This is a genomic window from Microbacterium sp. MPKO10 (genome assembly GCF_026107415.2).
Lineage (GTDB): Bacteria > Actinomycetota > Actinomycetes > Actinomycetales > Microbacteriaceae > Paramicrobacterium.
Genome location: NZ_JAPCHX010000004.1, coordinates 45,425 through 70,945, shown reverse-complemented (window position 1 = coordinate 70,945; position 25,521 = coordinate 45,425). Strand labels below are relative to the sequence as shown.

Genomic DNA, 25,521 nt, shown 5'->3' with positions numbered 1-25,521 from the left:
TCTGCCTGACGACGCCGGTTGCCTGGCATGCGACGTCGAGTCGACGGCGGGCGCGACCCGTACCTCTGACCTCGGAGACCTTCCGTGACGGCAGAGACGAGGCATGAGGGGGGAATGAAAAAGAGTCTGAGACGTTCCACTTCTGTGATGGAACTTTCAGTGCTCGACCTCATCCCCGTCCGTTCCCGGCAGACAACGGCGCAGGCGCTTCATGCGTCGACGCGTCTGGCGCAGAAAGCCGATGGGCTTGGTTACACGCGTTACTGGGTGGCCGAGCACCACAATATGAAGGCTGTCGCGTCGACGAACCCTGCCGTGCTGATCGCACTTGTCGCGTCGCGCACCGAGCGCATTCGCGTCGGCTCGGGCGGTGTGATGCTCCCGAATCATGCGCCTCTCGTCGTCGCCGAGCAGTTTGCACTCCTGGAGGCCGCTGCTCCCGGCCGGATCGATCTCGGGATCGGTCGAGCGCCGGGAAGTGACCCGGTGGTGACCGCTGTGCTTGCGCAGTCCGGCGCGACAAGTGACGTGAACCGATTTCCGAACAACGTCAGTGACATCATCGCCCTTCTGGCGACCGATGGCGCCACCGTCGAGCTGACGAGCGGAAAGGAGTACTCGCTGCGGTCGACACCGGTGGCCGACGGATCTCCGACGGTGTGGCTGCTTGGCTCAAGCGACTACTCGGCGACATTGGCCGCGTCTTTCGGGCTGCCATACGTGTTCGCCAATCACTTTGCCGGCAGGGGAGCCGATCGGGCTCTCGATCTCTATCGCTCAGGATTCCAGCCCTCCGTGCACGCGGAGAAGCCGCAGACATTTATGACGGCAAACGCCGTCGTCGCCGAGTCTTCCGACGAGGCGTACGCGCAGGCGCTTCCGAACCTGCTTCAGATGGCTCGTTTGCGCACGAATAAGCCGATGGGCCCGCTCGACACGATCGAAGAGGCCGAGGCTGCCGAGACCGACGCGCTGACGGAGGAGTTCATCCAGCAGGCGCTCGACGGTTACATCATCGGTGACCCCGCAACAGCGGCGGCGAAGGCTCAGGCCCTGGCACGACAGTACGACGTCGATGAGCTGATGGTCTCACCCGTTGCCGGGTCGTACGATGCCGACCCGCTCGAGGCCATCCCCGCGCGCGAACGAACACTTGAGCTTCTCGCCAGCGAACTTCTGACGGTCGACTGAGCGTCTTCGGGCGCTGTTGCGCGCTGACACGCCGGCTGGCGGCGCCAGAACACCCTGCCACACCGTTTCGGATGACGGGGGAATACCCTGGCATCGATGCCTGTTGTCCCGAATATCTATTCATTTGCATCGAAATGTCAGGAGCGGCCGAGAATGCAATTCGGAATCTTCAGCGTCGGCGACATCACGCCAGACCCCGTAACCGGACGCACGCCCACCGACGCGTCGCGGCTGCAGGACGTCCTCACGATCGCCCAGCATGCAGAAGAGGTCGGCCTCGATGTCTTCGCCATGGGCGAGCACCACAACCCACCGTTCTTTCCGTCGAGCCCTGTCGCGATCAACAGCTATCTCGCGGCGAAGACTTCGCGCATCATCCTTTCCACGGCGACAACGCTGATCACCACGAACGACCCGGTTCGTCTTGCCGAAGACTACGCGATGCTTCAGCACCTCTCCGGAGGGCGAATGGACGTGGTGCTCGGCCGCGGCAACACAGGACCCGTCTATCCGTGGTTCGGCGAGGACATCCGCCAGGGCATTCCTCTCGCCATCGAGAAGTATGGCCTGCTTCGCCAGCTGTGGCGTGAGGAGTACGTCGACTGGGAGGGACAGTTCCGCACGCCGCTTCAGGGCTTCCAGTCCACCCCGCGGCCGCTGGACGGTACCCCGCCGTTTGTCTGGCATGGCAGCATCCGATCACCGCAGATTGCCGAGCAGGCCGCGTACTACGGCGATGGCTTCTTCGCCAACCACATCTTCTGGCCGAGTTCGCACACCCAGCGGATGGTGGGGCTGTATCGTCAGCGCTTCGAGCACTACCACGGCTCGGCCGACCAGGCGATCGTCGGGCTGGGCGGTCAGGTCTTTATGCGCAAGAACTCACAGGATGCGGTGAATGAATTCCGGCCGTATTTCGACAACGCGCCGGTCTACGGTCACGGTCCGAGCCTCGAGGAGTTCACAAAGCAGACCCCCCTGACCGTCGGCAGCCCGCAGCAGGTGATCGATCGGACGTTGGGATTCCGTGACTACGTGGGCGACTACCAGCGCCAGCTCTTCCTCATGGACCACGCGGGCCTGCCGCTGAAAACGGTGCTGGAACAGCTCGATCTGCTCGGCGCGGAGGTCGTTCCCGTACTGCGCCGCGAGTTTGCGCGGGTTCGCCCGTCTCACATTCCTGATGCTCCGACTCACGCCGCGCGCGTCGCTGCGGGGAATGCTGAGCACCGTGAAACGGTTACACTAAGCGCGTCACCAGCGGGATCGGAGAAATAGAGTATGACAACGCGGAAGCTCGCGGTTGTGTCGTCGGGCCTCAGCACCCCGTCGTCGACGCGGATGCTGGCGGACAAGCTCGCGCAGAGCACGGAGGAGCGCCTGGTCGAGGCGGGCCACGATGTGGACATCGCGACTTTCGAGCTGCGTGATCTGGCACAGTCGATTACGAACAACCTACTCACGGGTTTCGCCGATGAGCCGCTGCAGAACGCGATCGATCAGGTGACCGGGGCTGATGGTCTGATCGCCGTCTCACCCATTTTCAAGACGAGCTATGCCGGTCTTTTCAAATCATTCGTCGATGTGATCGACAACACAGCGCTCACCGATCTCCCGGTGGTGATCGGTGCTACGGGCGGGACTCCGCGGCATTCGCTCGCGCTCGATTACGCCATGCGACCACTGTTCAACTACATGCACTCCGTCGTCATCCCCACTGCCGTGTATGCGGCAAGTGACGACTGGGGCGCCGGTGAAGACACCGTGAAATCGCTGCCGGAGCGCATCGACCGGGCGGCGGGGGAGCTTGCCGCACTCATGAAAGATTCGGAGCGGTCGGCCAACGTCGTTGACCCCTTCGCACTCGATGAGAACTTCGATCAACTCCTCGGGGGCTTCCAGGGGAACTGACGGCGGTCCCGCACACGAAAGCGGACGGCCCCGACGGGACCGTCCGCTTTCGCGTCTCCGCTGTGGGCTGCGCGTCAGCCCGTCTTGCGACGGAAATCGCGCTTCTGCTCCGCGCGTCCCTGCGCATGGTCGACGGGCGAATTCTCACGCAGGTGATCGTCGCCGTCGATGGGACCTTTCTGCTGACTGTTCTTGCGGTCAAGCGCCTCGCGGAACTTGCGTTTGACGTCCTCTGGCGGGCCCTCAGGGGCCGGATTGTCGGCGCTCATTGTCCTCCTTGCAACGCGGCGGCGATGTCGATCGCTGCAGATTTTCCCGGTTCGCCCAGACTAGGCGACGCGTGTGCCATTGACTAGTGCACTGATCACGCCGTGACATCGGGCAGAATGGTCGGATGCGTCTTCAGCGGCTCCTCTTCGGCATTGTGGCGGTCGCCTACCTGATCTTCGTGTGGGCGGTCACGCTGACGCCCCAGCCCTTCGACGATGGCGTCGTCGGGCTGATCGACCAGGTGCTCGACGGATTCTCACAGCATCCGCTGACGGCGTGGCTGACGTATGACGTCGTGGAGTTCACGGCGAACATCGGAATGTTCATTCCCGTGGGGCTGCTCGTGGCACTGTGGGCGGGACCCGCCCGGTGGTGGGTCGGGATCGTCGTCGGCGTTTGCGACACGCTCCTGATCGAGACCATTCAGGGCGTCCTGCTCTCGGCCACCCGATACGCAACCGTCAGTGACGTGATCGCGAACAGTACGGGTGCCCTCATCGGTGCTCTCGCCGCGCTCGGGATTTCTGTACTGGCCGCTCGACGGGTGCGCCATGCGCGGGGCGCCCTCACCCGTACTCCGTAGGAGGTTCGGTCTGCTAGTCTTGTTCGGTTGCCGTCTATCGGCCGCGGATAAAGAGAGCTCGCACATCGGGTGACGGGCACCGCGCAACGACTGGAAGGGGATCGATTCTATGGCACTTGATGCAGAGACCAAGAAGGCGATCATCGAAGAGTACGCGACACACCCCGGTGACACTGGATCCCCTGAGGTTCAGATCGCCGTGATGACGGAGCGCATCAAGGGGCTCACCGAGCACCTGAAGGACCACAAGCACGACCACCACTCGCGTCGTGGACTGCTCCTTCTCGTCGGTCAGCGCCGTCGCATGCTGGGCTACCTGTCCGACGTGGACATCACCCGCTACCGTAAGCTCATTGAGCGTCTCGGATTGCGCCGCTAAGCGTATATCGCACTTCTTTCGCAGACCGGTCGTCACCAACTATGGTGGCGGCCGGTTTGCCGTAGTCTGGGGGCACGAACCCGCAGAGAGGATCACATGGGAACGACTGCCCGGCGAATTCTTGCCATTGCTGTGTTCATCGTCGCGATCGTCGTTGCCTGGTGGCTGATCGGCGCCTTCTTTCAGGTGCTCTGGTTCGTGGTGAAAGCATTCCTTGCCGTGATCATTGCACTCGTCATCGTCGGTGCCGTGCTGATCGCCATGAGACGGCGCTCCTAGCCGCCGCTATCCGGCCCGGTGAGTGTCGGCTTCCGGTTGCGGCGGCACCGTGGGAACACTCGCGGTTTTCGGCCGCCGTGAGCCGGTCGGATCGGTGCGGCTCGGTCCCGCGGGGAGCCTGTCGTCGCGCGTGAAGATCCAGTGCGGTTTAGGCTCGATGAGTGGCCGGAACAGCCGACGTACCGGCCAGGTCGACAGCACGACGGCAAGCAGCACGCTGACGACGATCATCACCGGCAGAAGATAGTCGGCGAGAGCTTCGTGCGTGAGAAGCCCTGACTCCCGGATGGGGTAGAGCGCGAAGCTGTGCAAGAGGTAAACGTACATCGTGGCCTGCCCGAATCCGGTGAAGACCGTGCGTCGCCGCGGGATCAGCACCATGAATGCAGCGATGAGTGCGGTGTTGAGAAGAATCACCCCGAGCCGAACGGCTCCGGCCCACCACGCATCCTGCCCGAGACCGTCATAGGACTGGTCGTAGAAGAACCAGTAGCGCAGATCGACCTCCCGCCAGAGATCGATGGAAAACCAGACGACGGCGCTCCACGCGGCGACCACGGCCAGAGCAGCGGCACGCAGCCACCACGGGGTGCGGACATCGAGCCCCCACCGGGTCACAAGATCCCATTTCTTCACGCGCCAGCCGAGCACGAAGAAGGGAAGGATGCCGAAGAGCCGAGCGAGCGAGAAAGTGCTGTCCACGTTATCGAGGTAGCCGACCCCGACCGAGAGCACGACTGCCCACAGCAGCGGCCAGCGCACGAGCGCCAGGTAGGGAAGCACGAGCCGGAATATGGCGAGGGCGAGCAGAAACCAGAGCGTCCATGACGGCTTCGTCGGATTCAGCGTCTCGTCGCCCTCCGCAAAGAACTTTACGGCTGTCCAGATCGTCTCCATGAAGACGTACGGCAGCACGATGTCCGTGATGACTCGCTGCATCTGCCGCACGGAGGGCGGTCCCGACTTCGAGAAGTATCCGCTGATGAACGCGAACGCCGGCATGTGGAACGAATAGATGACGAGGTACACCGTGAGTGCAGCATCCGAATCGCCGATGAGTCTCTGGATGCCGTGCCCCACAACGACGAACACCATGCAGGCGAAACGCGCGTTGTCCCAGAGCGGGATGCGCTTGCTGCGGGCGGGGCGGGATTCGGTCGCGGGTGAACTCGACATGAGCGTCCTTCGTATCAGGCGGCTGAGCGGCGCGAGTCGTCGTCGGTGAACCGGTCCCGTGGCCCGGCTGGTACTTCGGGGAGCCACCAGAGAACCGTGCCCCACGCGACGATCGCAATGATAACTGTCGACACCGTTGTGAGAGCCGGGAACGGGGCGGCGGTGACGCGTGTGGCCACCCAGACCGGGGCGGCACCGGCCAGCGCGGCACCGAGGCTGGTCACCACCGGGTTGGCGATCCAGCCGCGCAGCGTCGGCGCCCATCGCAGCCACCCGGCGGTGAGAAGCCCGGAACAGATCGCCCCGGTGACGGCGACAGTGACCGGTGTCACCAAACGGTGATCGGCATGGAGCGGGGCGAGAACCATCGGGGTAGCGATGATCAGTGCCGCCCACGCGACGTACATTCCAGTGCTCACTGTGTACAGAAGAAGCGGCGTCCGCGAGGGCGACAGGTCGAGTGCACGCGTCCTGGCGTGCGCCGCTGTCGCAGAAGCAGCGGCCGTCAGGATCCACCAGGTGGCGTCGAGACCGCGCACGGCGACGATTGCCGATCCTGACACGGCCGTCATGATCGCCAGGGCGCAGAGCGTCAGGCTTTGTACGCGCGCGCGCTCGTGGACGGCCACAATATCGGGCAGCGTATCTCGTGGCATTCGAACCGCCACGTGATGCATTCGGCGGATGACGTTCCGCCATCGGCGTTCCGCATCGATGGCGCTCGCGATCGTGGCGGCGATCACGATCGCGGACACCAGATGAGCGGGCCACGTGATGGTGAGCTCTGATGGTCTCGGATCGGCGGTGAGACCGGCGGTCACGGCGATCGCGAGCCCGATCGTCGCGCCGAATGCGGCAGCGCGCAGCGGCGTGACAACCGTGGGCAGGGCGACGGCGAGAGGGCGTGCGAGGGCGATGAGGGCGCGCCCCACGGGTCCGGTGGAGCTGCTGAGCGCACGCGAGGCGATCCGAAGCCCCCGGGACATGATGGAGAGCCGGTAGGCCGGTGCGAGGTTGTCGAGCGAGTCAGCGCCGAACTCGAATGCCTCGCGGATGTCTGCCGTGCTCGCATGCGAATGCTCGGCTGACAGAGGCGGACGGTGCGAGTCGGCGAGCTCGTCGAGCAGTGCGCTCTGCACGATATCGACGGAGTCGGCAGCATCCTCGGATGCCGGAGTCGGTCCCGAGCGATCGCTGAGAATCCGCACGAGCGCGGCCGCTGAATCCAACCGGCCCCACCACCAGTCGTTGGCACGCCACTCTCCGCTGAGGAACCCACCGAAGTTGAACAGGAGTGAGCCGGAGAGCTTGTCATCTGCGGTGAGCGATGGCACGTCGAAGAGGCGGGCCATCGTCTCGTCTGTCACATCAGCAGGAGCGAGTCCAAGGGCGATCCGCACACGGCCTCTCTGGCGGCGACGTACGAGGGCCCCGAACTGGTCGAGATGGGCGGGTGGCTCACTGGCGGTCAGGCGCTCGAATGACAACGAGCTGATCGGCTCCGGAATGCCTCGGGGTGCAAGGTAGGGGGCGAGGTCACGTGCCCCGGCCGGTTTCCCCGGGAAGGCGCTGAACGGGCTGCGTGCCCATTCCGGGTCGTCGTCCGGAGGCGACAGTGCGCGAAGCGAGGACACAACGTCGTCAAGCTCGCGCCAGAGATCGTCGACGTCGGAATCCGCTTGGGCCTGGATCCAGGCATTAACGGCGCGTTCCGCGGGATCGGGAGCGTCTCGCGCGGCATCGAGAACCTGCACTGTCGCGGCATCCCGGTCATCCGTCGCCGCCCCGAGCACGCGATACAGGCGCAGGCGGACCGTGGCGATCGACGTATCTTGCTCAGTTCGGCGATGTTCGATGGCGCGCACCCAGGCCAGCCCGCAGAGTGCGGCATCGAGAACGGCCTGGGAGCCGAGAGAGATCGCGTCAACGGTGCTCGGCCGCTGCCGCTCGTCAACGCCCGAGCCATAGCGGGTTTCGGTGCAGTACTGCAGGTCTTCGCGATCCTGGGCGGTCCAGGTCGGCCATACGGACCGCGATGAGATGTTTGCCGAGTTCTGCCAGGCCGCAGGATCGGCAGTGACGGCGTTGAGGTACTCGACGTCTGTGGCAGCGCGGAAACGGACATAGGCGCGTGCGGCGGCTTCCGGTTCGAAACGAGCGGACAACCGTGCGGCGGCATAGGCGTCACCACGAGCGTGTTCCCGTAGTAACGCCAGGCGGACACGCTCGATGTGCGCGATCTCATCCGCGCCGGGTTCACGCTCTGCGGGCGAGCGGCCGCCGAGCCGCACGACGTTGAGAATCCGCGACTGGCGGTCGGTGAACCGCTTCAGCACGGAGAGCGGTCCGTGTGGAGGCTCGTTCGGCCCGTAATGGGTGGGACGGACGGTGCGGGGGGAGGGAACAGGTGGGCTCGGATCGAGGTACAGGACGAGACGTGAGGAGCTGGTCGGCGATGCTGAGCGCCGCGCCGCTGTGAACGCCTGCGCAATCGGAACCTCGTCGAGAATGCTGCCGTCGATCACGCGAAAGGGATGATCCCACGTTGGCCGATGCGCGCTGAAGGCATACGACATATCAATACGGGCCGCATCTCCGATGGGTTCATCGCTCTCGCGCTTGGTCGTTGAGAAGATCAAGGCCGGTTCGAAGGCGCCGGGGTATGACGACGTTGATCGGGCAGCATAGGCAAGCCGGGCCAGATCGGAGCCGTCCCCGGTCGCGTCCGGGATGCTGCGCCCGCGGGCTGCATCTCCCGGCGCATCGGTCCCCACAAAATGAAAGTATCCGCGCGTATCGCGTGCGCCGGGGACGCTTCTGTCAGCGCTGTCGATGATCGTCGCAGCCAGGTCGATGCTCACGGTGCCCGAGCGGTGAAGGGGATTGCGCGGAATGTCGTCGGAGTCATAGAGATCGTGAAGCGCACGAGTGACACAGGGCCAGAAGTAGTAGTCGCCTCGCAACAGTGAGTCCACGCGCGAGAATCCCGGAGGCTGGAGGAGTTGGCGAATATCAGCGGCATCCTGCCAGGTCTCGAGCAGACGATTCACGCTCGCACCCGCACGCTGAGCCGCCGCGTAGACGACAGCATTGAGTCCGCCCGCGCTTGCCCCCGCGAGGACGTCGACATCCAGCGCGTCGAACCCAGCATCAGTGAGAAGACGCGCATACACGCGTGCACGGGTGAGTTCAGCCTCCGCGAGATCAGACGCTCTGGCATCGGATGGTGGAATATAGAAGGCGTCCCAGCCTCGAGGTGTGCGCCGGATGCGCACGCGCCGGGCGACGTCGAGTTCGGCCACAGCACCGCCGATCCAGACCGCGAGACTGACCCCGCCACGCAGCGCGAGGGCCACGCGGAGCACCCGGCCGTGCACACCCTCGCCGAGGTCGTCAGAACGTGACAGGGTCTTCGCGCTCTCCGTTCCGATCCCGAGGCACACGACCTGCCCGTTCGACTCGGTCATGACCGCCCCCGTTCTCGCTGTGTCCACGGTAGCGCTCGCGAGCGGCGACGTGCCAGAACCCAGAATACGGGCCGCGAACAGGGTGCTCTGATAGGATCGTGCCGGATCGATCAGCTGATTGATCACGCAAGAACGGAGCAGGCCGGCAGGAAGCTGGTCCTCGGTGGTGGATTTCCCTCAGAGCAGATGAGGGCGGTTTTCTACTGGAGATCAGCCATGACGACCTCACTGTGGTCATGAGTATGTACTGCCTGTTCTGCTCCGTGACGTCGGGCGTGCGCGCCCGCGGACACAGAAGGAGAGTGACCTTGGAAGGTCCAGAAATCACTGCTGCCGAGGCCGTCCTCGACAACGGGCGCTTCGGAAAGCGCACCGTGCGGTTCGAGACCGGCCGTCTCGCCCAGCAGGCACAAGGCTCCGTCGCCGCCTATCTTGACGACGAGACAATGCTTCTGTCGGCGACTTCCGCCGGCAAGCACCCGAAAGACAACTTCGACTTTTTCCCGCTCACCGTCGATGTCGAGGAGCGCAGCTACGCGGCAGGAAAGATCCCCGGATCATTCTTCCGCCGCGAGGGCCGTCCCTCGACAGACGCGATCCTCGTCTGCCGACTGATCGACCGCCCGCTGCGCCCGTCGTTCGTCGCCGGTCTTCGTAACGAGGTGCAGATCGTCGTCACCGTTCTGTCGATTGCACCGGGCGAGTTCTACGACGCTCTCGCGATCAACGCGGCATCCGCGTCGACGCAGATCTCGGGACTGCCGTTCTCGGGCCCGATCGCGGGCGTCAGACTCGCGCTGATTCCCGGCGATGGGCAGCACGAAGACCAGTGGGTCGCGTTCCCGAACGTCGAACAGGTTGAGCAGGCGGTCTTCGACCTCATGGTCGCCGGACGCGTCGTCACCAACGCTGACGGTTCAGAGGACGTCGCCATCATGATGGTGGAAGCCGAGGCGACAGAGCACAGCTTCGACCTGATCAAGGCCGGCGCCGTCAAGCCGAACGAGGAGATCGTCGCTGCGGGACTCGATGCGGCGAAGCCGTTCATCGCGGAACTCGTGCGTGCACAGTCGGAAATGGCCGCGCATTCCGCCAAGGAGGTCCAGGATTACCCGGTCTTCCTTCCGTACGGCGACGAGGTCTTCGCGGTCGTCGACGGTCTCGCAGCCGACGAGCTGACGAACGTCTACCAGATCGCTGACAAGATCGAGCGCCAGAACGCCGATGACGCGCTCAAGGAGCGGGTCAAGGAGCAGGTGGCTGCCAAGGTCGAGGCCGGCGAGCTTCCGGCTGAGGCAGTCGGTCAAGTGTCGGGCGCCTACAAGGCAGTGACCAAGCGCATCGTCCGCGACCGGATCCTCACCGAGGGCGTCCGCATTGACGGGCGCGGCCTCGCCGACATCCGCCCGCTCGACGCCGAGGTGCAGGTCATCCCGCGCGTGCACGGTTCCGCCATCTTCCAGCGCGGTGAGACCCAGATCATGGGCGTCACCACGCTGAACATGCTGAAGATGGAGCAGCAGATCGACTCGCTGTCTCCGCAGACGCACAAGCGGTACATGCACCACTACAACTTCCCGCCGTATTCGACGGGAGAGACGGGCCGCGTGGGATCGCCGAAGCGCCGCGAGATCGGCCACGGCTTCCTCGCGGAGCGCGCCCTCGCACCGGTCCTGCCGCCCCGTGAGGAGTTCCCCTACGCGATCCGTCAGGTGTCCGAGGCACTCGGCTCCAACGGCTCGACGTCCATGGGCTCCGTGTGCGCCTCGACTCTGTCGCTGCTCAACGCCGGTGTCCCGCTGAAGGCTCCGGTCGCAGGCATCGCCATGGGACTCGTCTCTGACGAGGTTGACGGCCAGACCCGATATGCGGCGCTGACCGACATCCTCGGCGCAGAAGACGCGCTCGGCGACATGGACTTCAAGGTCGCGGGAACAAGCGAGTTCGTGACGGCGATCCAGCTGGACACGAAGCTTGATGGAATCCCCGCCTCCGTCCTCGCGGCAGCCCTGACACAGGCCAAGGATGCTCGCACACAGATCCTGCAGGTTCTGAACTCCGCGATCGACACACCGGACGAAATGGCTCCGACGGCTCCGCGCGTCATCAGCGTGCAGATCCCGCTGGACAAGATCGGTGAGCTGATCGGTCCGAAGGGCAAGACGATCAACGGTATCCAGGACGAGACCGGGGCCGACATCTCGATCGAAGACGACGGCACCGTGTTCATTGGCGCGGTCGACGGCCCGTCGGCTGAGGCCGCGCGTGCGCAGGTCAATGCCATCGCGAACCCGACGAACCCTGAGGTCGGAGACCAGTTCTTGGGAACAGTCGTGAAGATCGCCGCGTTCGGCGCATTCATCTCGCTGCTCCCGGGCAAGGACGGTCTGCTCCACATCTCCGAGGTGCGCAAGCTTGCCGGCGGCAAGCGTGTCGGTGCCGTCGAAGACGTGCTCGGCGTCGGCCAGAAGATCCTCGTCGAGGTGACCAAGGTGGACGATCGCGGCAAGCTGTCGCTCCAGCCCGTCATCGCGGACGAGGACGCCGACTCCGGCGCCGATTCCGGTGCCGAGTCAGGCACAGCCGAGAGCTGATCCGTTTCTCACCCGAAGGCCCGCCCCGCATAATGCGGGGCGGGCCTTCGCGTCTCTGTGAACTGCATGCGTGCCGCATTGAGCGCACGCGCGACGTGACGTAGTCTCGAAGTAATCCGGCAACGAGGCCGGGGCCGGACGGCGAGCCACAAGCGACCCATTCGGAACACGAGAGAAAGACGCGTGTCACAGTGTCCACAACACATGGTCCGACAATGCTCCTCACACATTCCGGGGAGTACGTTCAACTGCTCACACCACGCGGAGAACGCGTGGACGCACCAGGTTTCGATCCCTGGGTGGCCGACATCGGCTCGGCAGAACTACGCTCGCTGTACGAAGACATGCTGATCAGTCGGCGGCTCGACACCGAGGCGACAGCACTCCAGCGGCAAGGCGAGATCGGCCTCTGGCCTCCGCTTCTCGGGCAAGAAGCTGCGCAGGTGGGATCAGCACACGCGCTCCGGCAGTCCGACTTCGTCTTCGGCAGCTACCGAGAGAACGCAGTGGCTTACTGCCGCGGCGTGGACCTGACGACGATGATCTCCGTGTGGCGGGGTAACGCGAACGCCGGGTGGAATCCGTATGACATCAGCATGGCCGCACCCGCCATCATTATCGGGGCACAGACTCTGCACGCGGTCGGCTACGCCATGGGCTGCGACTTCGATGCCTCAGACGATATCTCGATTGCCTACTTCGGCGACGGCGCGACAAGCCAAGGGGATGTCAACGAGGCCATGGTCTTCGCCGCAAGCTACGCGGCACCCGTGATTTTCTTCTGCCAGAACAATCAGTACGCCATCTCGGAGCCCGTTGGAGTCCAGGCGACGAAGCCGATCGCCGATCGCGCACCGGGCTTCGGCATTCCCAGCATCCGGGTCGACGGCAATGATGTTCTCGCGGTCTTCGCGGCAACAGCCATCGCCGCGGACCGGGCGCGCTCCGGCAACGGGCCGACGTTCATCGAAGCTGTGACCTACCGGATGGGTCCGCACACCACGAGCGACGACCCGACAAGGTACCGCTCAGACGACGAGCTTGCCGAGTGGCGTGCGAAGGATCCACTCGATCGGGTCGAGCGCTACCTGACTCGGATCGGCGCGCTCGACGACACGGAAACGGCGCGGATCAGTGAGCACTCCGACACCGTCGCGCGTGAGCTTCGCGCTGCGATCCGCGCGTTGCGCCCACCCGAGCCGCTGTCGTTCTTCGACAACGTGTTCGCCGAGCCGAACCGTCACCTGGCGCGTCAGCGCAGCCAGCACGAGGCCTACCTCGCCTCCTTCGACGGGGGTGAGCTCTCATGACCGAACAGGCAACAGCGGGAGCCGTTCGCACTCTCACCCTGTCGAAATCGATCAACGAAGGCCTCAGGCGAGCGCTGACTGACGATGACAAGGTCGTCGTCATGGGGGAAGACATCGGCGAGCTCGGCGGGGTCTTCCGGGTCACAGACGGACTGAAGGCCGAATTCGGCCCCCAGCGCGTCATCGACACGCCGCTGGCGGAGGCAGGAATCATCGGAACGGCGGTTGGTCTCGCCTATCGCGGGTATCGTCCTGTCTGCGAGATCCAGTTCGACGGATTCATCTACCCCGGCTTCGATCAGATCGTGGCGCAGGTGGCCAAGCTTCACGCCCGCACCAATGGGGATGTGCGCATGCCGATCACGATCCGTGTTCCGTTCGGAGGGGGAATCGGCTCGGTCGAGCACCACTCCGAGTCGCCCGAGGCATACTTCGCCCACACGGCGGGACTTCGGGTCGTCACCTGCTCGAATCCGCAAGATGCCTACTCGATGCTGCGTGAGGCCATCGCCAGTGATGATCCGGTTCTCTTCTTCGAGCCCAAGCGCCGGTACTGGACGAAGGGCGAGGTCGATCTCGAGCACGTGCCCGATCAGAGCATGGAGCGCGCACGCGTGCTCACAAGCGGAACAGACATCACGCTGGTCGCCTACGGGCCCCTCGTGCCGACAGCGCTCGATGCCGCGGCCGCAGCGTCGGAAGACGGCATCTCGGTTGAGGTCATCGACCTGCGATCGCTGCAGCCCGTCGACTTCGACGCCGTCGCAGCATCCGTCCGCGTCACGGGGCGCCTCATCGTGACCCACGAAGCACAGCGTTTCGGGGGCATGGGGGCCGAAATTTCGGCGACCATCACCGAGCGGTGCTTTGAATTCCTCGAGTCAGCACCCGAGCGGGTCACCGGCTTTGACACGCCGTATCCGCCGGCGGCGTTCGAAGACCACTTCTTGCCGGACATGGATCGGATTCTGGATGCTGTCGACAGGTCGATGGGCCGCAGAAACTCCCTGAGCGAGTGGAGGTTCGACGGATGAGCGTCACAGACTTTCTCCTCCCCGACCTGGGAGAGGGGCTGACGGAATCCGAGATTGCCAGCTGGAAGATCGCCGAAGGCGACACTGTTACCGTCAACCAGGTGATCGCCGAGATCGAGACGGCGAAGGCGCTCGTCGAGCTCCCCTCGCCGTTCGACGGGAAGATCAGGAAACTTTACGCCGAGGAGGGTGCAACAGTTCAAGTCGGTGAACCGCTCATCGCCTTCGAGCTTGACGGAGAGTCGAGCGAATCCGCCAGCTCGCAGAAGGCAGGCGACGAGCGTGAACCTGTGCTCGTCGGCTACGGGCCGAAGAAGGAGACAGGCGCAGCGCCGAGACGGCGTCGCCGGGCATGGGACGGTAACGCTCCGTCAGCGTCTGCGGCCACGGTGCCGGAGGATGCCCCGAGGCAGGGCGCGCGCGAGAGCGCGGATGCCCCGGCCGAGCGGCCCGAACGCCCGCGCACGACGCCGCCCGTCCGCATCTTCGCACGCGAGATCGGCGTGGACCTCACACAGGTCGAGGGCACGGGTGACGGCGGGCTCATTACGCGTGCCGACGTGCAGAAGGCATCCGAGGCGTTGCCGATGGTCCCGGTGGCGGAGACTCCGCGCGCCATTACCGTGTCGGGCCGCGAGGATGTGCGCACGCCCATCAAGGGAGTCCGTAAGGCGACGGCCGCAGCGATGACCGACTCGGCGTTCACCGCGCCACACGCAAGCGAGTTCATCACGATCGATGTGACACGGACGAGCGAGCTGGTCGCTCGCCTGCGCGCGCAGCATCCGCACGCCCGACTGACCATCATGACCGTCGTCGCAAAGGCGATGATCCTCGCGATCCCGCGAACCCCGTCCGCGAACGCGCACTGGGATGACGAGGCCCAGGAGATCGTGGAGTTCGGCTCCGTTCACCTCGGTGTCGCCGCGGCGACGGAGCGCGGTCTCGTCGTGCCCGTGGTGAAGAACGCCGACACGATGGATCTGCTGCAGCTCGCCGACGCGATCGCCGCACTCGTCACGACGGCGCGCGAGGGCAAGACGCAGCCGGCCGACATGTCCGGTGGCACAATCACACTGACGAACGTCGGGGTATTCGGTGTCGACGCCGGCACTCCCATTCTGACCCCCGGGCAGTCAGCGATCCTCGCGGCGGGAGCCGTGCGACGTCGGCCGTGGGAGTACGACGATCAGGTCGCACTCCGCGACGTGATGACGCTCAGCCTGTCGTTCGATCACCGGATCGTGGACGGCGAACAGGCATCCCGTTTTCTCGTGGATGTCGCGCGCGTCCTCGAGGATCCGGGCACAGCGCTCACTCTCGTCTGATGCGGTTCCCGCGAGGCACTGTCGAGTGCCTCGCGGGCGCGTCAGCTCGTGAGCGCGGCGTAGGTCATGCGCTCGAGGAGCGCCCGCAGTCGTTCAGCGCTTGTGGTGCCGCGACGCCGCACGGTATACGGTGTCGAGTTCATGAGCCCGAACGCCGCGTGAGCGCGCACGCGCAGCTCGGCCACCTCGGAGTCGGGGAAGAGCCGCGCGAGAAGCGAGACCCACAGTTCGACGTAGCGACGCTGAAGGAGGCGCACACGGTGTGCGTCATCGGGAAGCAGCGCGCTGCGATCGCGGTCATGCACGCGGATGACGTCGGTGTTGCGAATGGCGAAATCGACGTGGAACTCGATGAGCGCCCGCAGGGCGAGATCGCCGCGGGGAGCCCGTTCGGTCTCGGCAGTTCCGCCGTCAAGCAGCGCCGTGGTCACACCGATCAGCAGCTCCGCGAGCACCGCCTGTTTGCTGGGGAAGTGGCGGTAGACGGCGGGCCCGGATATCCCGACGGCTGTGCCTAGATCCTCCATGGAGACGCCGTTGAAACCGTGCTCGGAGAACAGTGTGGCGGCAGCATCCAGAAGTGAACGGCGTCGTCTGCTCTTCGCATCGCTGCGCGCACGGGGCTTTTCGGCCATGCGGGCCTCCTTCGGCCGCGGGCGGCCGCTGGACAGTTGGGTTATTGAATACTAACCTAAACGGTAGTGAGTTAATGCGTACTAACTGAAATCGGTCATCGTCGACCACAGGGGAGTTATGAACACTCTGACCACATCCATCGACACGGCATCGGATGCTGCGCGGCGCAATGCCACGGCGCAGCACGCGCTCGTCGATGAGCTCACGACCCGTCTCACCCAGAGCAGACGGGGCGGAAGCGATCGGGCGCGCGAGCGCCACCTCGGCCGGGGAAAGCTCCTTCCGCGCGACCGGGTCGATCGGCTTCTCGACGAGGGCAGCCCCTTTCTCGAGATCGCCCCGCTCGCCGCGCACGAGCTGTACGACGGGGCATCACCGGGCGCGGGCGTCGTCGCAGGCATCGGCCTCGTTCACGGCAGGCACGTGATGGTGATCTGCAACGACGCAACGGTGACGGGCGGCACCTACTACCCGATGACGGTGAAGAAGCACCTCAGGGCACAGGAGATCGCGCAACAGAACAAGCTGCCGTGCATCAGCCTCGTCGATTCGGGCGGAGCCTTCCTTCCGATGCAGGACGACGTGTTCCCCGATCGCGATCACTTCGGCCGGATCTTCTACAATCAGGCGCGCATGTCCGCCGAGGGGATTCCACAGATCGCCGCGGTGCTCGGCTCGTGCACGGCTGGTGGCGCCTACGTCCCCGCCATGAGCGACGAGACCGTGATCGTGCGCAATCAGGGCACGATCTTCCTCGGCGGTCCTCCGCTCGTCAAAGCGGCAACGGGCGAAGTGGTCTCGGCAGAAGACCTCGGTGGGGGCGAGACCCATTCGCGCGTGAGCGGAGTGACGGATCACCTTGCCGAAGATGATGACGACGCGCTGAGAATCGTGCGCGACATCGTGGCCACGCTTCCACAGAATCCGGAACCGGCCTGGGCCATCGGCGAGGCTGCGCCTCCCGCCCTCGATCCCGCGTCTATCTACGACGTCGTGCCCGTCGATCTGCACGAGTCGTATGACGTGCGCGAGGTCATCGCGCGCCTCGTCGACGGCAGCGGATTCCACGAGTTCAAACGCGAGTACGGAGAGACGCTCGTGACGGGGTTCGCCAGCATCCACGGCCACCCGGTCGGGATCGTTGCGAACAACGGAGTCCTGTTCTCAGAGTCGGCGCTCAAAGGAGCACACTTCATCGAGCTCTGCGATCAGCGCGGCATCCCTCTTCTGTTCCTGCAGAACATTTCAGGCTTCATGGTCGGGCGCGACTACGAGGCGGGCGGCATCGCGAAGCACGGGGCAAAGATGGTCACCGCCGTCGCGACGACGCGCGTCCCGAAGCTCACCGTCGTGATCGGCGGATCATTTGGCGCGGGAAACTACTCAATGTGCGGGCGGGCGTACTCTCCGCGCTTCCTGTGGATGTGGCCGGCCGCCCGCATTTCGGTGATGGGCGGGCAGCAGGCGTCCGAGGTTCTGGCCACGGTGAAGCGCGACGGCATGACCTCCCGCGGTGAGACCTGGTCAGACGACGACGAGCAGGCTTTTCGAGCGCCGATCCGCGAGCAGTACGAGCGCCAGGGCAGCCCCTACTATTCGACGGCGCGGCTCTGGGATGACGGCATCATCGACCCCGCGCAGACCCGTACGGTTCTGGGCCTCGCCCTCGACGTCTGCGCCCGCAGCCCTCTCGACGACTCCGGCTTCGGCCTGTTCAGGATGTGACGATGTTTCAGACCGTTTTGATCGCCAACCGCGGTGAGATCGCCGTGCGCATCATCCGGACGCTGCGCCGCCTCGGCATCCGCTCTGTCGCCGTGTACAGCGATGCCGATGCGGGGGCACCGCATGTTCGCGCTGCCGATACTGCCGTCAGGATCGGCCCGGCGCGAGCATCCGACAGCTATCTCAACATTGACACCGTCATCGATGCGGCGGTTCGCAGCGGCGCGGATGCCGTGCACCCCGGTTATGGCTTCCTCTCCGAAAACGCCGCATTCGCCGAGGCCTGCGCCGCACACGGGCTGACCTACATCGGCCCAGATGCACACGCCACCGAGATCATGGGCGACAAGATCCGTGCGAAGCAGCAGGTGGAGTCCGATGGTGTGCAGGGCATCCCGGGCCGTGCCGTGGCGGGAATGACGGACGAACAGCTCGAGGCGGCCGCTGCAGACGTCGGATATCCGGTTCTCGTGAAGCCCTCGGCTGGGGGCGGCGGCAAGGGCATGGTCGCCGTGCACCAGGCGGCTGACCTTCCCGACGCACTCCTCGCCGCGCGCCGCGTCGCCACAGCGGCGTTCGGCGACGACACGCTGTTCATCGAGCGTCTCGTCACGTCTCCGCGCCACATCGAGGTGCAGATCCTTGCCGACGCGCACGGCACAGTGATTCATTTGGGCGAACGCGAGTGCTCTCTGCAGCGCCGTCACCAGAAGGTCATCGAAGAGGCACCGTCCGCCCTGCTCGACACGGCGACGCGCGAGCGCATTGGCCAAGCCGCCTGCGACGTGGCTCGAAGCGTGAACTATACGGGCGCCGGAACCGTGGAATTCCTCGTGTCCGCGAACGCTCCAGACGAGTTCTTCTTCATGGAGATGAATACGCGTCTGCAGGTCGAGCATCCCGTCACGGAACTCATCACGGGCATCGATCTGGTTGAGCAGCAGGTGCGTATCGCCGCGGGGGAGCCGCTTGCTATCGCCCAGGCCGACGTACAGTTCTCCGGGCACGCGATCGAAGCACGGTTGTACGCCGAAGACGAGCAGTTCCTTCCCCAGGCGGGGCGCGTCGAGCACGTGGAGTTCCCCGATCACGTCCGCGTCGACAGCGGCATCAAGGACGGGACAGTCGTCGGCTCGGACTACGACCCCATGCTGGCGAAGATCATCGCCCACGCGGATACACGGGATGAGGCGCTGCAGAAACTCGCGCGTGCCCTGGAGTCGACCATCGTCTTCGGGGTGACGACAAACGCGGCATTTCTGCATCGGCTGGTCACCGACGCCGAGGTCCGGGCGGGAACGATGGATACCACGACGATCGATGTTCGGCTCAGCGACTGCGTTCGCGCCCACGCGGATGATCGAGCGTGGACGGCGGCGGCCCTCGCCGTGCATCAGGAACGATGGGATGCTGCCGGGCGAGGCCCCTGGCAGGAACCAAGTGGGTGGAGACTCGGCGCTCCGGCCCTGCCCGTTCTGACACGACTGAGGCTCGGCGACGAGGAACGCACGATTACCGTCTCGGGGCGACCCGCCGCGGCCACAGTTGACGGCCGGCAGGCAGCCCTCACGGGCACGGGCCCGGCGCGCCACCTGATCGCTGAGGGGATCGACACGCCCGTGACCATCGGAAACGATGGTGCCCGGCTCTGGGTCCACGATGGACAGTCGACTCTCGCTTTCGAGGTTCTTTCCCGGGACGGCGAGCGCGCCGCGCGGAGCGAGATCGAGAACGGTGAGCCGGAACTGCGGTCACCGATGCCGGGGACCGTCGTCGCCGTCCCCGTCGAGAACGGGCAAACCGTGCAGGCCGGCGACACCGTGATGGTGATCGAGGCGATGAAGATGGAGCACCACATCACGGCACCGACACCCGGAACCGTGACTCTCGCAGCATCCCTGAACCAAGCGGTGGCAAAAGACGCCATCGTCGCGACAATCGCGCCCGCAGACACCGCGGCCGATTCAGACGCGCCCCACCCCGGCGCCAGACATGAAGGAGACAACGCGTGAACTTCGACCTCGACGAGGAGCACCTCGAGATTGCGCGGACAGTGCGCGACTTCGCGGATACCGTGATCGCCCCCGCAGCATACAGCTACGACACCGAACGACGACTGCCGATGGAGATCATCGCGCAGATGGGTGAGATGGGACTTTTCGGCCTGCCGTTCCCCACCGAATACGGTGGCCAGGGAAAGGACTACCTCTCGTTGTGCCTCGCCGTTGAGCAGCTCTCGCGGGTCGACCAGTCCATCGGCGTGACGCTCGAGGCGGGAATCGGCCTCGGCGCCATGCCTCTCTACCGTTTCGGCACCGATGCTCAGCGCGAGCGATTTCTGCCACAGCTCACGTCGGGCTCCGCGCTCGCCGCGTTCGGCCTCACCGAGGCTGACGCAGGCTCCGACGCCGGAGCGACGAAGACGACGGCAGAGGTCGTCGACGGCGAGTGGGTCATCAACGGCACGAAGCAGTTCATTACGAACTCGGGAACCCCGATCACCCGGCTCATCACGGTTACGGCGGTGACGGGGCAGCGCACGTCGTCGCGCGGCGGCACGGTCCCCGAACTGTCGTCGATCCTCGTTCCGACGCCCGCCGAGGGGCTGACGGTTCACCCCGGATACGACAAGGTGGGCTGGCACACCTCAGACACCCACCCGCTCACCTTCGACGACGTCCGTGTGCCCGAGGAGAATCTGCTGGGCGAGCGCGGCCGCGGATTCGCAAACTTCCTCTCCATCCTCGATGAGGGCCGTGTCGCGTTCGCCGCGCTCTGCACGGGCGCCGCTCAGGGCTGCCTCGAGCAGGCCGTTCAGTATGCGAAGACGCGCAATGTGTTCGGCACGGCGATCGGATCGAACCAGCACATCGCGTTCATGATCGCTCGCATGGAGCAGCGCACACAGGCGGCGCGTCTCGCCTACTACTACGCGTGCTCGCTGCTGATGGCCGGCAAACCGTTCAAGAAGGAGGCATCGATCGCCAAGCTCACCGGAAGCGAAGCGGCGATGGCCAACGCACGCGATGCGAGCCAGATCTGGGGTGGATACGGATTCCTCAACGAGAACGCCGTGGGCAGGCACTACCGTGACTCCAAGGTTCTCGAGGTCGGAGAGGGCACAACGGAAGTTCAGCTCATGATCATCGCACGCCAGCTGGGGCTCGTAGAATAGGAAGCGGAGGCGGCAATGGAGCGTCGGATCGAACAGCAGCGCGGGCTCTTCTTTGAGGAGTTCGACGAACAGGCGTGCTACCGCCACCGGCCCGGCCGAACTATCACCGAGGCCGATAACGTCCTGTTCACCACGCTGAGCATGAACACCCAGTCACTCCATCTTGATGCGGCGTGGAGCGCCGAGCAGCCCTTCGGGGAGCGGCTCGTCAACTCGATGCTGACGCTCGCCACCCTCGTCGGTCTCTCCGTCACACAGCTGACTCAGGGAACGATCGTCGCCAATCTTGGCTTCGAGAAGATCGCCTTTCCCTCGCCGATGCATCACGGAGACACCTTGTACGCCGAGACAATCGTCACCGCGAAGCGGCTGTCCGCGTCGCGCCCGGGCCAGGGCATCGTGACGCTCGAGCACACGGGACGCAATCAGAACGACGACATCGTCGCTACGGCCGTACGGAGCACACTCGTCTGGTGCAAAGGAGCGCAACCATGACATTCAGGATGGGACCATCTCTTCTGTTCTGCCCGGCGGACAGGCCAGACAGGTTCGAGAAGGCGGCAGACCGAGCGGATGCTGTCATTCTCGACCTTGAGGACGGCGTCGAGCCTGCTTCACGCGCGGCCGCGCGCGACGCGCTGCGGGAGAGCACACTGGATCCCGCACGCACCATCGTCAGGGTGAACCCCGCAGACACCGGGGACTTCCTCCACGATCTTGAGGCGCTGCGTGCAACCGAGTACCGCTCGGTGATGCTCTCGAAGACCGAGCGCACCGACCACGTCGAGAGGCTCATCGGTTACAAAGTCATCGCACTGTGCGAGACCGCCAGTGGCATCATGATCGCTGAAAAGCTCGCCCAGATGTCGACGATCGTCGCACTCATGTGGGGGGCCGAGGACCTCATCGCCTCACTCGGGGGCAGCGGCAGCAGGCGACCGGACGGCAGATATCGCGACGTCGCGGCACACGCCCGTTCCCGGGTGCTGCTGGCCGCGGGTTCTGCGGGGAAGGCGGCGATCGACGCCGTTCACCTGGATATCGACGACCGGGCGGGCCTGGAAACCGAGGTCGAGGATGCTGTCGCATGCGGATTCGCGGCGACAGCCTGCATCCACCCCAGCCAAGTCTCGGTGATTCGCGATGGGTACCGGCCCACCGCGGAGCAGCTGGCGTGGTCACGGGAACTCCTCGATGAGGCACGCGGCAGGACCGGAGCTTTTCGCTTTCGCGGGCAGATGGTCGACAGCCCTGTGCTGCGGCATGCCGAGCAGATTCTGCGGCGCGCGGGGGCCAACTGATGGTCTCGAATGCATCACAACGCGACGTATTCGGCACGCCGACGCGGGTGTCGGGCTCGTCGTGACATAGGGTCACAGTGCGGCGTCGGGGGATGCCGATGTTCCGGAGCGGGAGGGGCTCATGGCGGTACAGCACACACGCAGAGTCGATCAGCGGACGGATGAGGTGCACGTCTCGCCCGTCGTCGAGACGACCGACCCGGGGCCGGCGACTGTCGCGATGCCGGTCCGGCGGCTCATCGCCGGCACCGACCTCGCTGTCTTCCCCGTCGCCATCGGCGGAAGCGTCTTCGGCTGGACGGCGAGCGCCGACGACACCGATGCCATCCTCGATCGCTATGCCGCGGCCGGCGGGAACTTCATTGATACGGCAGACAGCTACGCATCGGGCCGCAGCGAAGTTGAGATCGGACGCTGGATGCGAAGCAGAGCCAACCGCGACGGTATGGTGGTGGCGACCAAAATAGGCAGACATGCCGATTACGCCGGACTGTCTCGGAGGACAGTCACCGCTGCCGTGGATGCCAGCCTGAACCGCCTCGGCACCGACTACATCGATCTGCTGTACCTGCACGAGCAGGACCCCGATGTTCCCCTCGAAGAGACACTCGGAGCCGTCCGCGACCTCATCACTGCCGGGAAAGTTCGTGTGGTTGGAGCATCCGGATTCCCCATCGATGCCCTGATCGAAGCACGTATCCTCGCATCGACCGGTTACCCATCATTGGCAGCGTTCGAAACCGAATACAGCCTTGCGAATCGCGCCGATTTCGAGGGAGATCGACAGCTCGTCGCCACGCAGCAAGGGCTCGCCGTCATGCCATATTTTGCTCTCGCGAGCGGCTTTCTCACTGGCAAATACCGGGCACGATCCGACTTCGGTGGGTCGACGCGGTCGACGCGGGCGTCGGCGCACTTCAACCGACGTGGGCTGCGCATTTTGCGGGCGCTCGATGCGGTGGCTGCGGCACACGGTGCGCGGCCAGCAACGATCGCGCTCGCCTGGCTGCTGACCCGTCGCGCCGTGTGCGCACCTGTTGTCAGCGCGTCCGAACCGACGCAGGTGGAGTCACTCGTCAGAGCGCCTCAGATCGCGCTCAGCCGGTCACAGCTTCTTGAGCTGGATCGCGCGTCGCGCACATGAGCGACACGGCACAGTCCCCGGCACCGCTAAGCTGGAGTCGATGAACGCTGCTGTGCCTTTCCCCCTTGATCTGCCCGAGCTGGATTTCGAGGCCGCAGGAGGATCCCGAATCCGACGGAGCATTCTTCCGGGCGGCATCCGGGTTCTGAGCGAATCAGTTCCGGGGGCACGCAGCGCAACGATCGGCTTCTGGGTGGCCGTCGGGTCGCGTGACGAATACCACGCCACTGCAGCGGTATCCGGTCACGGATCCACCCACTTTCTCGAACACCTTCTGTTCAAAGGCACCCCCACGAGAAGCGCTCTCGACATCGCCGTGGCGTTCGACTCCGTCGGTGGCGACAGTAATGCGATGACGGCGAAAGAGTTCACCTGCTACTACGCGAAGGTTCGCGACAGCGATGTGCCGATGGCGATCGGCGTGCTCGCCGACATGGTCACGAATTCGACGATCGACAGCGGAGAGTTCGAGACCGAGCGCGGCGTGATCCTTGAGGAACTGAGCCACGCGGCCGACGACCCGGGAGACGTTGCCGGAAATGCGCTCTTCGAATCGGTCTTCGGCGATCACCCGTTGGGCCGGCCCGTTGGAGGAACTCCATACACCATCGAACAGGCGACCCGGCACGGCGTGTGGGATCACTACCGGCAGCACTATCGCCCGAACGAGCTCGTGATCTCCGTTGCCGGATCCGTCGATCACGACGATCTCGTCGCACTCGTCACGCGCGCACTCGACCACACCGACTGGACACGTGACGACGGTGCGCTCCCGGTCGACAGACGACCGAGCACGCCGGCCACTCTCACAGGAACGCGATCCCTGCAGACGATTCCGCGGCCGATCGAGCAAGTTCACCTCATGCTCGGAATGCCGGCACTGGTCGCCAGCGACCCCGATCGCGTGACGCTCAGCATGCTGAACGCAGTTCTGGGGGGCGGGATGTCCAGCAGGCTCTTCACCGAGATCCGTGAGAAGCGCGGGCTCGCCTACGCCGTGTATTCGTTCGCCGGCGCGCACTCGGACGCCGGGATGCAGGGGATGTATGCGGCCTGCGCCCCGCGCAACGCTGCGGCGGTCGCCGACCTCATGCGCGACGAGCTGCACAAGCTTGCGGAGACGCCCGTCTCCGACGAAGAGCTCTCACGCGCGTACGGGCAGCTCTCGGGCAGAGCGGCGCTCGGTCTCGAGGACTCCGATGTGCGTATGTCCCTGCTGGGGCGCGCCGAGATCACGCTTGGCGAGTACATGGACCTCGACGAGAACATTCGTCGGCTCGCGAGCGTCACCGCGACCGACATCGCCGACATGGCGGCGCGACTCGTGGCGCAACCGCAATCTCTCGTCGCAGTCGGGGCGGTCGATGACGACCTGTTTTCCGACGCCGATACACCCAAGGAGTGACTCGTACGTGTCGCAGTATGTCTATCTCGTCAGGCACGGTGAACAGCAGGACGCCGAGCACGGACTTCCCGACGGTCCGCTCTCACCGCGCGGACGCCGTCAAGCCGATTTTCTCTCCCAGCGTCTCGGGGGTGTGCCGTTCACCAGCGCTCGGCATTCGCCGCTCCAGCGGGCTGCCGAGACCGCATCGATCATCGGTGAGCGGCTTCCCGCCCTTGACCTCGAGCCGTCATCGCTGCTCTTTGACTGCATTCCCACGGGAGAGGCCGAGGAGACCCCGTCCGCCTACCATCCATTTTTCGGTGCGGTGACGGAGGAGGAGATCGAGGCAGGCCGTGCTCAGATGGCCGACGCGGTATCCGAATTCCTCGCTCCGCAAAAGGGCGAGACTCACGACCTGCTGATCACCCACAACTTCGTCATCGCCTGGTTCGTCCGCGAGGTTCTTGGGGCACCGGAATGGCGCTGGATGACACTCGACCAGGCGCATTGCGGCCTGACGATCATTCAGCGTAAGCCGGGACGACCGTGGACGCTGCTGACGCACAACGATCTGGCGCACCTGCCATTCGAGCTGAGAACCGGGCTTCCGGAGCAGCTGCCGGTGTGAGGA

The 25,521-nt window shown here is 65.0% G+C and carries 22 protein-coding genes; 18 read left to right on the top strand and 4 right to left on the bottom strand.

Features of this window, described 5'->3' with window-relative positions; genetic code table 11:
- Nucleotides 1–147 precede the first annotated feature (147 nt).
- The 3 genes from OK352_RS08505 to OK352_RS08495 all read left to right on the top strand — a co-directional run bounded on the left by OK352_RS08505 (nt 148) and on the right by OK352_RS08495 (nt 3,102).
- The gene (locus tag OK352_RS08505; RefSeq protein ID WP_265141040.1) at nt 148–1,191 is read left to right on the top strand and encodes an LLM class flavin-dependent oxidoreductase; all 1,044 of its coding nucleotides are present in this window, start codon (nt 148–150) and stop codon (nt 1,189–1,191) included.
- A gap of 153 nt (nt 1,192–1,344) precedes the next feature.
- A complete protein-coding gene (locus tag OK352_RS08500) occupies nt 1,345–2,469 on the top strand; it encodes an LLM class flavin-dependent oxidoreductase (RefSeq protein ID WP_265141039.1) in 1,125 nt (374 codons plus the stop codon).
- Nucleotides 2,470–2,472: 3 nt separating this feature from the next.
- Nucleotides 2,473–3,102: an FMN reductase gene (locus tag OK352_RS08495; protein ID WP_265141038.1), complete on the top strand. Its 630-nt coding sequence runs from the start codon at nt 2,473–2,475 to the stop codon at nt 3,100–3,102.
- A 74-nt stretch (nt 3,103–3,176) separates the two neighbouring features.
- Here the strand turns inward: OK352_RS08495 and OK352_RS08490 are convergent, their stop codons facing one another.
- Complete coding sequence (locus OK352_RS08490; RefSeq protein ID WP_265141037.1) at nt 3,177–3,371, bottom strand: DUF5302 domain-containing protein; 195 nt, start codon at nt 3,369–3,371, stop codon at nt 3,177–3,179.
- A gap of 125 nt (nt 3,372–3,496) precedes the next feature.
- Between OK352_RS08490 and OK352_RS08485 the strand changes: the two genes are divergently transcribed.
- The 3 genes from OK352_RS08485 to OK352_RS08475 all read left to right on the top strand — a co-directional run bounded on the left by OK352_RS08485 (nt 3,497) and on the right by OK352_RS08475 (nt 4,613).
- Nucleotides 3,497–3,955: a VanZ family protein gene (locus OK352_RS08485; RefSeq protein WP_265141036.1), complete on the top strand. Its 459-nt coding sequence runs from the start codon at nt 3,497–3,499 to the stop codon at nt 3,953–3,955.
- 109 nt (nt 3,956–4,064) lie between these two features.
- Nucleotides 4,065–4,334 (top strand): 30S ribosomal protein S15, encoded by a 270-nt coding sequence (gene rpsO, locus OK352_RS08480; RefSeq protein ID WP_265141035.1) that lies wholly within the window; start codon nt 4,065–4,067, stop codon nt 4,332–4,334.
- A 96-nt stretch (nt 4,335–4,430) separates the two neighbouring features.
- Nucleotides 4,431–4,613 (top strand): hypothetical protein, encoded by a 183-nt coding sequence (locus tag OK352_RS08475; RefSeq protein WP_265141034.1) that lies wholly within the window; start codon nt 4,431–4,433, stop codon nt 4,611–4,613.
- Nucleotides 4,614–4,619: 6 nt separating this feature from the next.
- On the opposite strand, the gene OK352_RS08470 is transcribed toward OK352_RS08475, so the two are convergent.
- Together OK352_RS08470 and OK352_RS08465 are read right to left on the bottom strand one after the other, a co-directional pair.
- Nucleotides 4,620–5,789, bottom strand: coding sequence for an acyltransferase family protein (locus OK352_RS08470; protein ID WP_265141033.1), 1,170 nt, complete (start codon nt 5,787–5,789; stop codon nt 4,620–4,622).
- Nucleotides 5,790–5,803: 14 nt separating this feature from the next.
- Nucleotides 5,804–9,256: a DUF3376 domain-containing protein gene (locus OK352_RS08465; protein ID WP_265141032.1), complete on the bottom strand. Its 3,453-nt coding sequence runs from the start codon at nt 9,254–9,256 to the stop codon at nt 5,804–5,806.
- Between the two features lie 308 nt (nt 9,257–9,564).
- Between OK352_RS08465 and OK352_RS08460 the strand changes: the two genes are divergently transcribed.
- From OK352_RS08460 to OK352_RS08445, 4 genes are all read left to right on the top strand, one after another.
- Complete coding sequence (locus OK352_RS08460; RefSeq protein ID WP_265141031.1) at nt 9,565–11,850, top strand: polyribonucleotide nucleotidyltransferase; 2,286 nt, start codon at nt 9,565–9,567, stop codon at nt 11,848–11,850.
- A gap of 215 nt (nt 11,851–12,065) precedes the next feature.
- Nucleotides 12,066–13,160, top strand: a complete 1,095-nt coding sequence (gene pdhA / locus OK352_RS08455; protein ID WP_265141030.1) for a pyruvate dehydrogenase (acetyl-transferring) E1 component subunit alpha — start codon at nt 12,066–12,068, stop codon at nt 13,158–13,160.
- Nucleotides 13,157–14,194, top strand: coding sequence for an alpha-ketoacid dehydrogenase subunit beta (locus OK352_RS08450; protein WP_265141029.1), 1,038 nt, complete (start codon nt 13,157–13,159; stop codon nt 14,192–14,194). The genes pdhA and OK352_RS08450 overlap by 4 nt, the downstream gene beginning before the upstream one ends.
- Complete coding sequence (locus tag OK352_RS08445) at nt 14,191–15,522, top strand: dihydrolipoamide acetyltransferase family protein (RefSeq protein ID WP_265141028.1); 1,332 nt, start codon at nt 14,191–14,193, stop codon at nt 15,520–15,522. The genes OK352_RS08450 and OK352_RS08445 overlap by 4 nt, the downstream gene beginning before the upstream one ends.
- A 41-nt stretch (nt 15,523–15,563) precedes the next feature.
- Here OK352_RS08445 and OK352_RS08440 read toward each other — a convergent pair whose 3' ends face one another.
- On the bottom strand, nt 15,564–16,157 hold the full coding sequence (locus tag OK352_RS08440; protein WP_265141027.1) for a TetR/AcrR family transcriptional regulator: 594 nt from the start codon (nt 16,155–16,157) through the stop codon (nt 15,564–15,566).
- Nucleotides 16,158–16,275: 118 nt separating this feature from the next.
- Here OK352_RS08440 and OK352_RS08435 point away from each other — a divergent pair, with 118 nt between their 5' ends.
- From OK352_RS08435 to OK352_RS08400, 8 genes are all read left to right on the top strand, one after another.
- Complete coding sequence (locus OK352_RS08435) at nt 16,276–17,883, top strand: carboxyl transferase domain-containing protein (RefSeq protein ID WP_265141026.1); 1,608 nt, start codon at nt 16,276–16,278, stop codon at nt 17,881–17,883.
- Nucleotides 17,884–17,885: 2 nt separating this feature from the next.
- Complete coding sequence (locus OK352_RS08430; protein ID WP_265141025.1) at nt 17,886–19,895, top strand: acetyl/propionyl/methylcrotonyl-CoA carboxylase subunit alpha; 2,010 nt, start codon at nt 17,886–17,888, stop codon at nt 19,893–19,895.
- A complete protein-coding gene (locus OK352_RS08425; protein WP_265141024.1) occupies nt 19,892–21,058 on the top strand; it encodes an acyl-CoA dehydrogenase family protein in 1,167 nt (388 codons plus the stop codon). The genes OK352_RS08430 and OK352_RS08425 overlap by 4 nt, the downstream gene beginning before the upstream one ends.
- A gap of 15 nt (nt 21,059–21,073) precedes the next feature.
- Nucleotides 21,074–21,553, top strand: a complete 480-nt coding sequence (locus tag OK352_RS08420) for a MaoC family dehydratase (protein WP_265141023.1) — start codon at nt 21,074–21,076, stop codon at nt 21,551–21,553.
- Nucleotides 21,550–22,359 carry an HpcH/HpaI aldolase/citrate lyase family protein gene (locus tag OK352_RS08415; RefSeq protein ID WP_265141022.1) on the top strand — a complete coding sequence of 270 codons (810 nt, stop codon included), beginning with the start codon at nt 21,550–21,552 and terminating at the stop codon, nt 22,357–22,359. Before OK352_RS08420 ends, OK352_RS08415 begins: the two co-directional genes overlap by 4 nt.
- Before the next feature lie 121 nt (nt 22,360–22,480).
- Complete coding sequence (locus tag OK352_RS08410; protein WP_265141021.1) at nt 22,481–23,503, top strand: aldo/keto reductase; 1,023 nt, start codon at nt 22,481–22,483, stop codon at nt 23,501–23,503.
- Nucleotides 23,504–23,543: 40 nt separating this feature from the next.
- Nucleotides 23,544–24,908, top strand: a complete 1,365-nt coding sequence (locus OK352_RS08405) for a M16 family metallopeptidase (protein WP_265141020.1) — start codon at nt 23,544–23,546, stop codon at nt 24,906–24,908.
- Nucleotides 24,909–24,915: 7 nt separating this feature from the next.
- Complete coding sequence (locus tag OK352_RS08400) at nt 24,916–25,518, top strand: histidine phosphatase family protein (RefSeq protein WP_265141019.1); 603 nt, start codon at nt 24,916–24,918, stop codon at nt 25,516–25,518.
- Nucleotides 25,519–25,521 lie beyond the last annotated feature (3 nt).

Bases quoted from the DNA above. Each gene is read 5' to 3' on its own strand.
- OK352_RS08450 (WP_265141029.1), top strand. From the start codon at position 13,157: ATGACCGAACAGGCAACAGCGGGAGCCGTTCGCACTCTCACCCTGTCG.
- OK352_RS08495 (WP_265141038.1), top strand. From the start codon at position 2,473: ATGACAACGCGGAAGCTCGCGGTTGTGTCGTCGGGCCTCAGCACCCCG.
- OK352_RS08475 (WP_265141034.1), top strand. From the start codon at position 4,431: ATGGGAACGACTGCCCGGCGAATTCTTGCCATTGCTGTGTTCATCGTC.
- OK352_RS08420 (WP_265141023.1), top strand. From the start codon at position 21,074: ATGGAGCGTCGGATCGAACAGCAGCGCGGGCTCTTCTTTGAGGAGTTC.
- OK352_RS08415 (WP_265141022.1), top strand. From the start codon at position 21,550: ATGACATTCAGGATGGGACCATCTCTTCTGTTCTGCCCGGCGGACAGG.
- OK352_RS08500 (WP_265141039.1), top strand. From the start codon at position 1,345: ATGCAATTCGGAATCTTCAGCGTCGGCGACATCACGCCAGACCCCGTA.
- OK352_RS08485 (WP_265141036.1), top strand. From the start codon at position 3,497: ATGCGTCTTCAGCGGCTCCTCTTCGGCATTGTGGCGGTCGCCTACCTG.
- OK352_RS08430 (WP_265141025.1), top strand. From the start codon at position 17,886: ATGTTTCAGACCGTTTTGATCGCCAACCGCGGTGAGATCGCCGTGCGC.
- OK352_RS08465 (WP_265141032.1), bottom strand. From the start codon at position 9,256: ATGACCGAGTCGAACGGGCAGGTCGTGTGCCTCGGGATCGGAACGGAG.
- OK352_RS08410 (WP_265141021.1), top strand. From the start codon at position 22,481: ATGGCGGTACAGCACACACGCAGAGTCGATCAGCGGACGGATGAGGTG.
- OK352_RS08490 (WP_265141037.1), bottom strand. From the start codon at position 3,371: ATGAGCGCCGACAATCCGGCCCCTGAGGGCCCGCCAGAGGACGTCAAA.
- OK352_RS08435 (WP_265141026.1), top strand. From the start codon at position 16,276: ATGAACACTCTGACCACATCCATCGACACGGCATCGGATGCTGCGCGG.
- pdhA (WP_265141030.1), top strand. From the start codon at position 12,066: ATGCTCCTCACACATTCCGGGGAGTACGTTCAACTGCTCACACCACGC.
- OK352_RS08405 (WP_265141020.1), top strand. From the start codon at position 23,544: ATGAACGCTGCTGTGCCTTTCCCCCTTGATCTGCCCGAGCTGGATTTC.
- OK352_RS08440 (WP_265141027.1), bottom strand. From the start codon at position 16,157: ATGGCCGAAAAGCCCCGTGCGCGCAGCGATGCGAAGAGCAGACGACGC.
- rpsO (WP_265141035.1), top strand. From the start codon at position 4,065: ATGGCACTTGATGCAGAGACCAAGAAGGCGATCATCGAAGAGTACGCG.
- OK352_RS08470 (WP_265141033.1), bottom strand. From the start codon at position 5,789: ATGTCGAGTTCACCCGCGACCGAATCCCGCCCCGCCCGCAGCAAGCGC.
- OK352_RS08445 (WP_265141028.1), top strand. From the start codon at position 14,191: ATGAGCGTCACAGACTTTCTCCTCCCCGACCTGGGAGAGGGGCTGACG.
- OK352_RS08505 (WP_265141040.1), top strand. From the start codon at position 148: ATGGAACTTTCAGTGCTCGACCTCATCCCCGTCCGTTCCCGGCAGACA.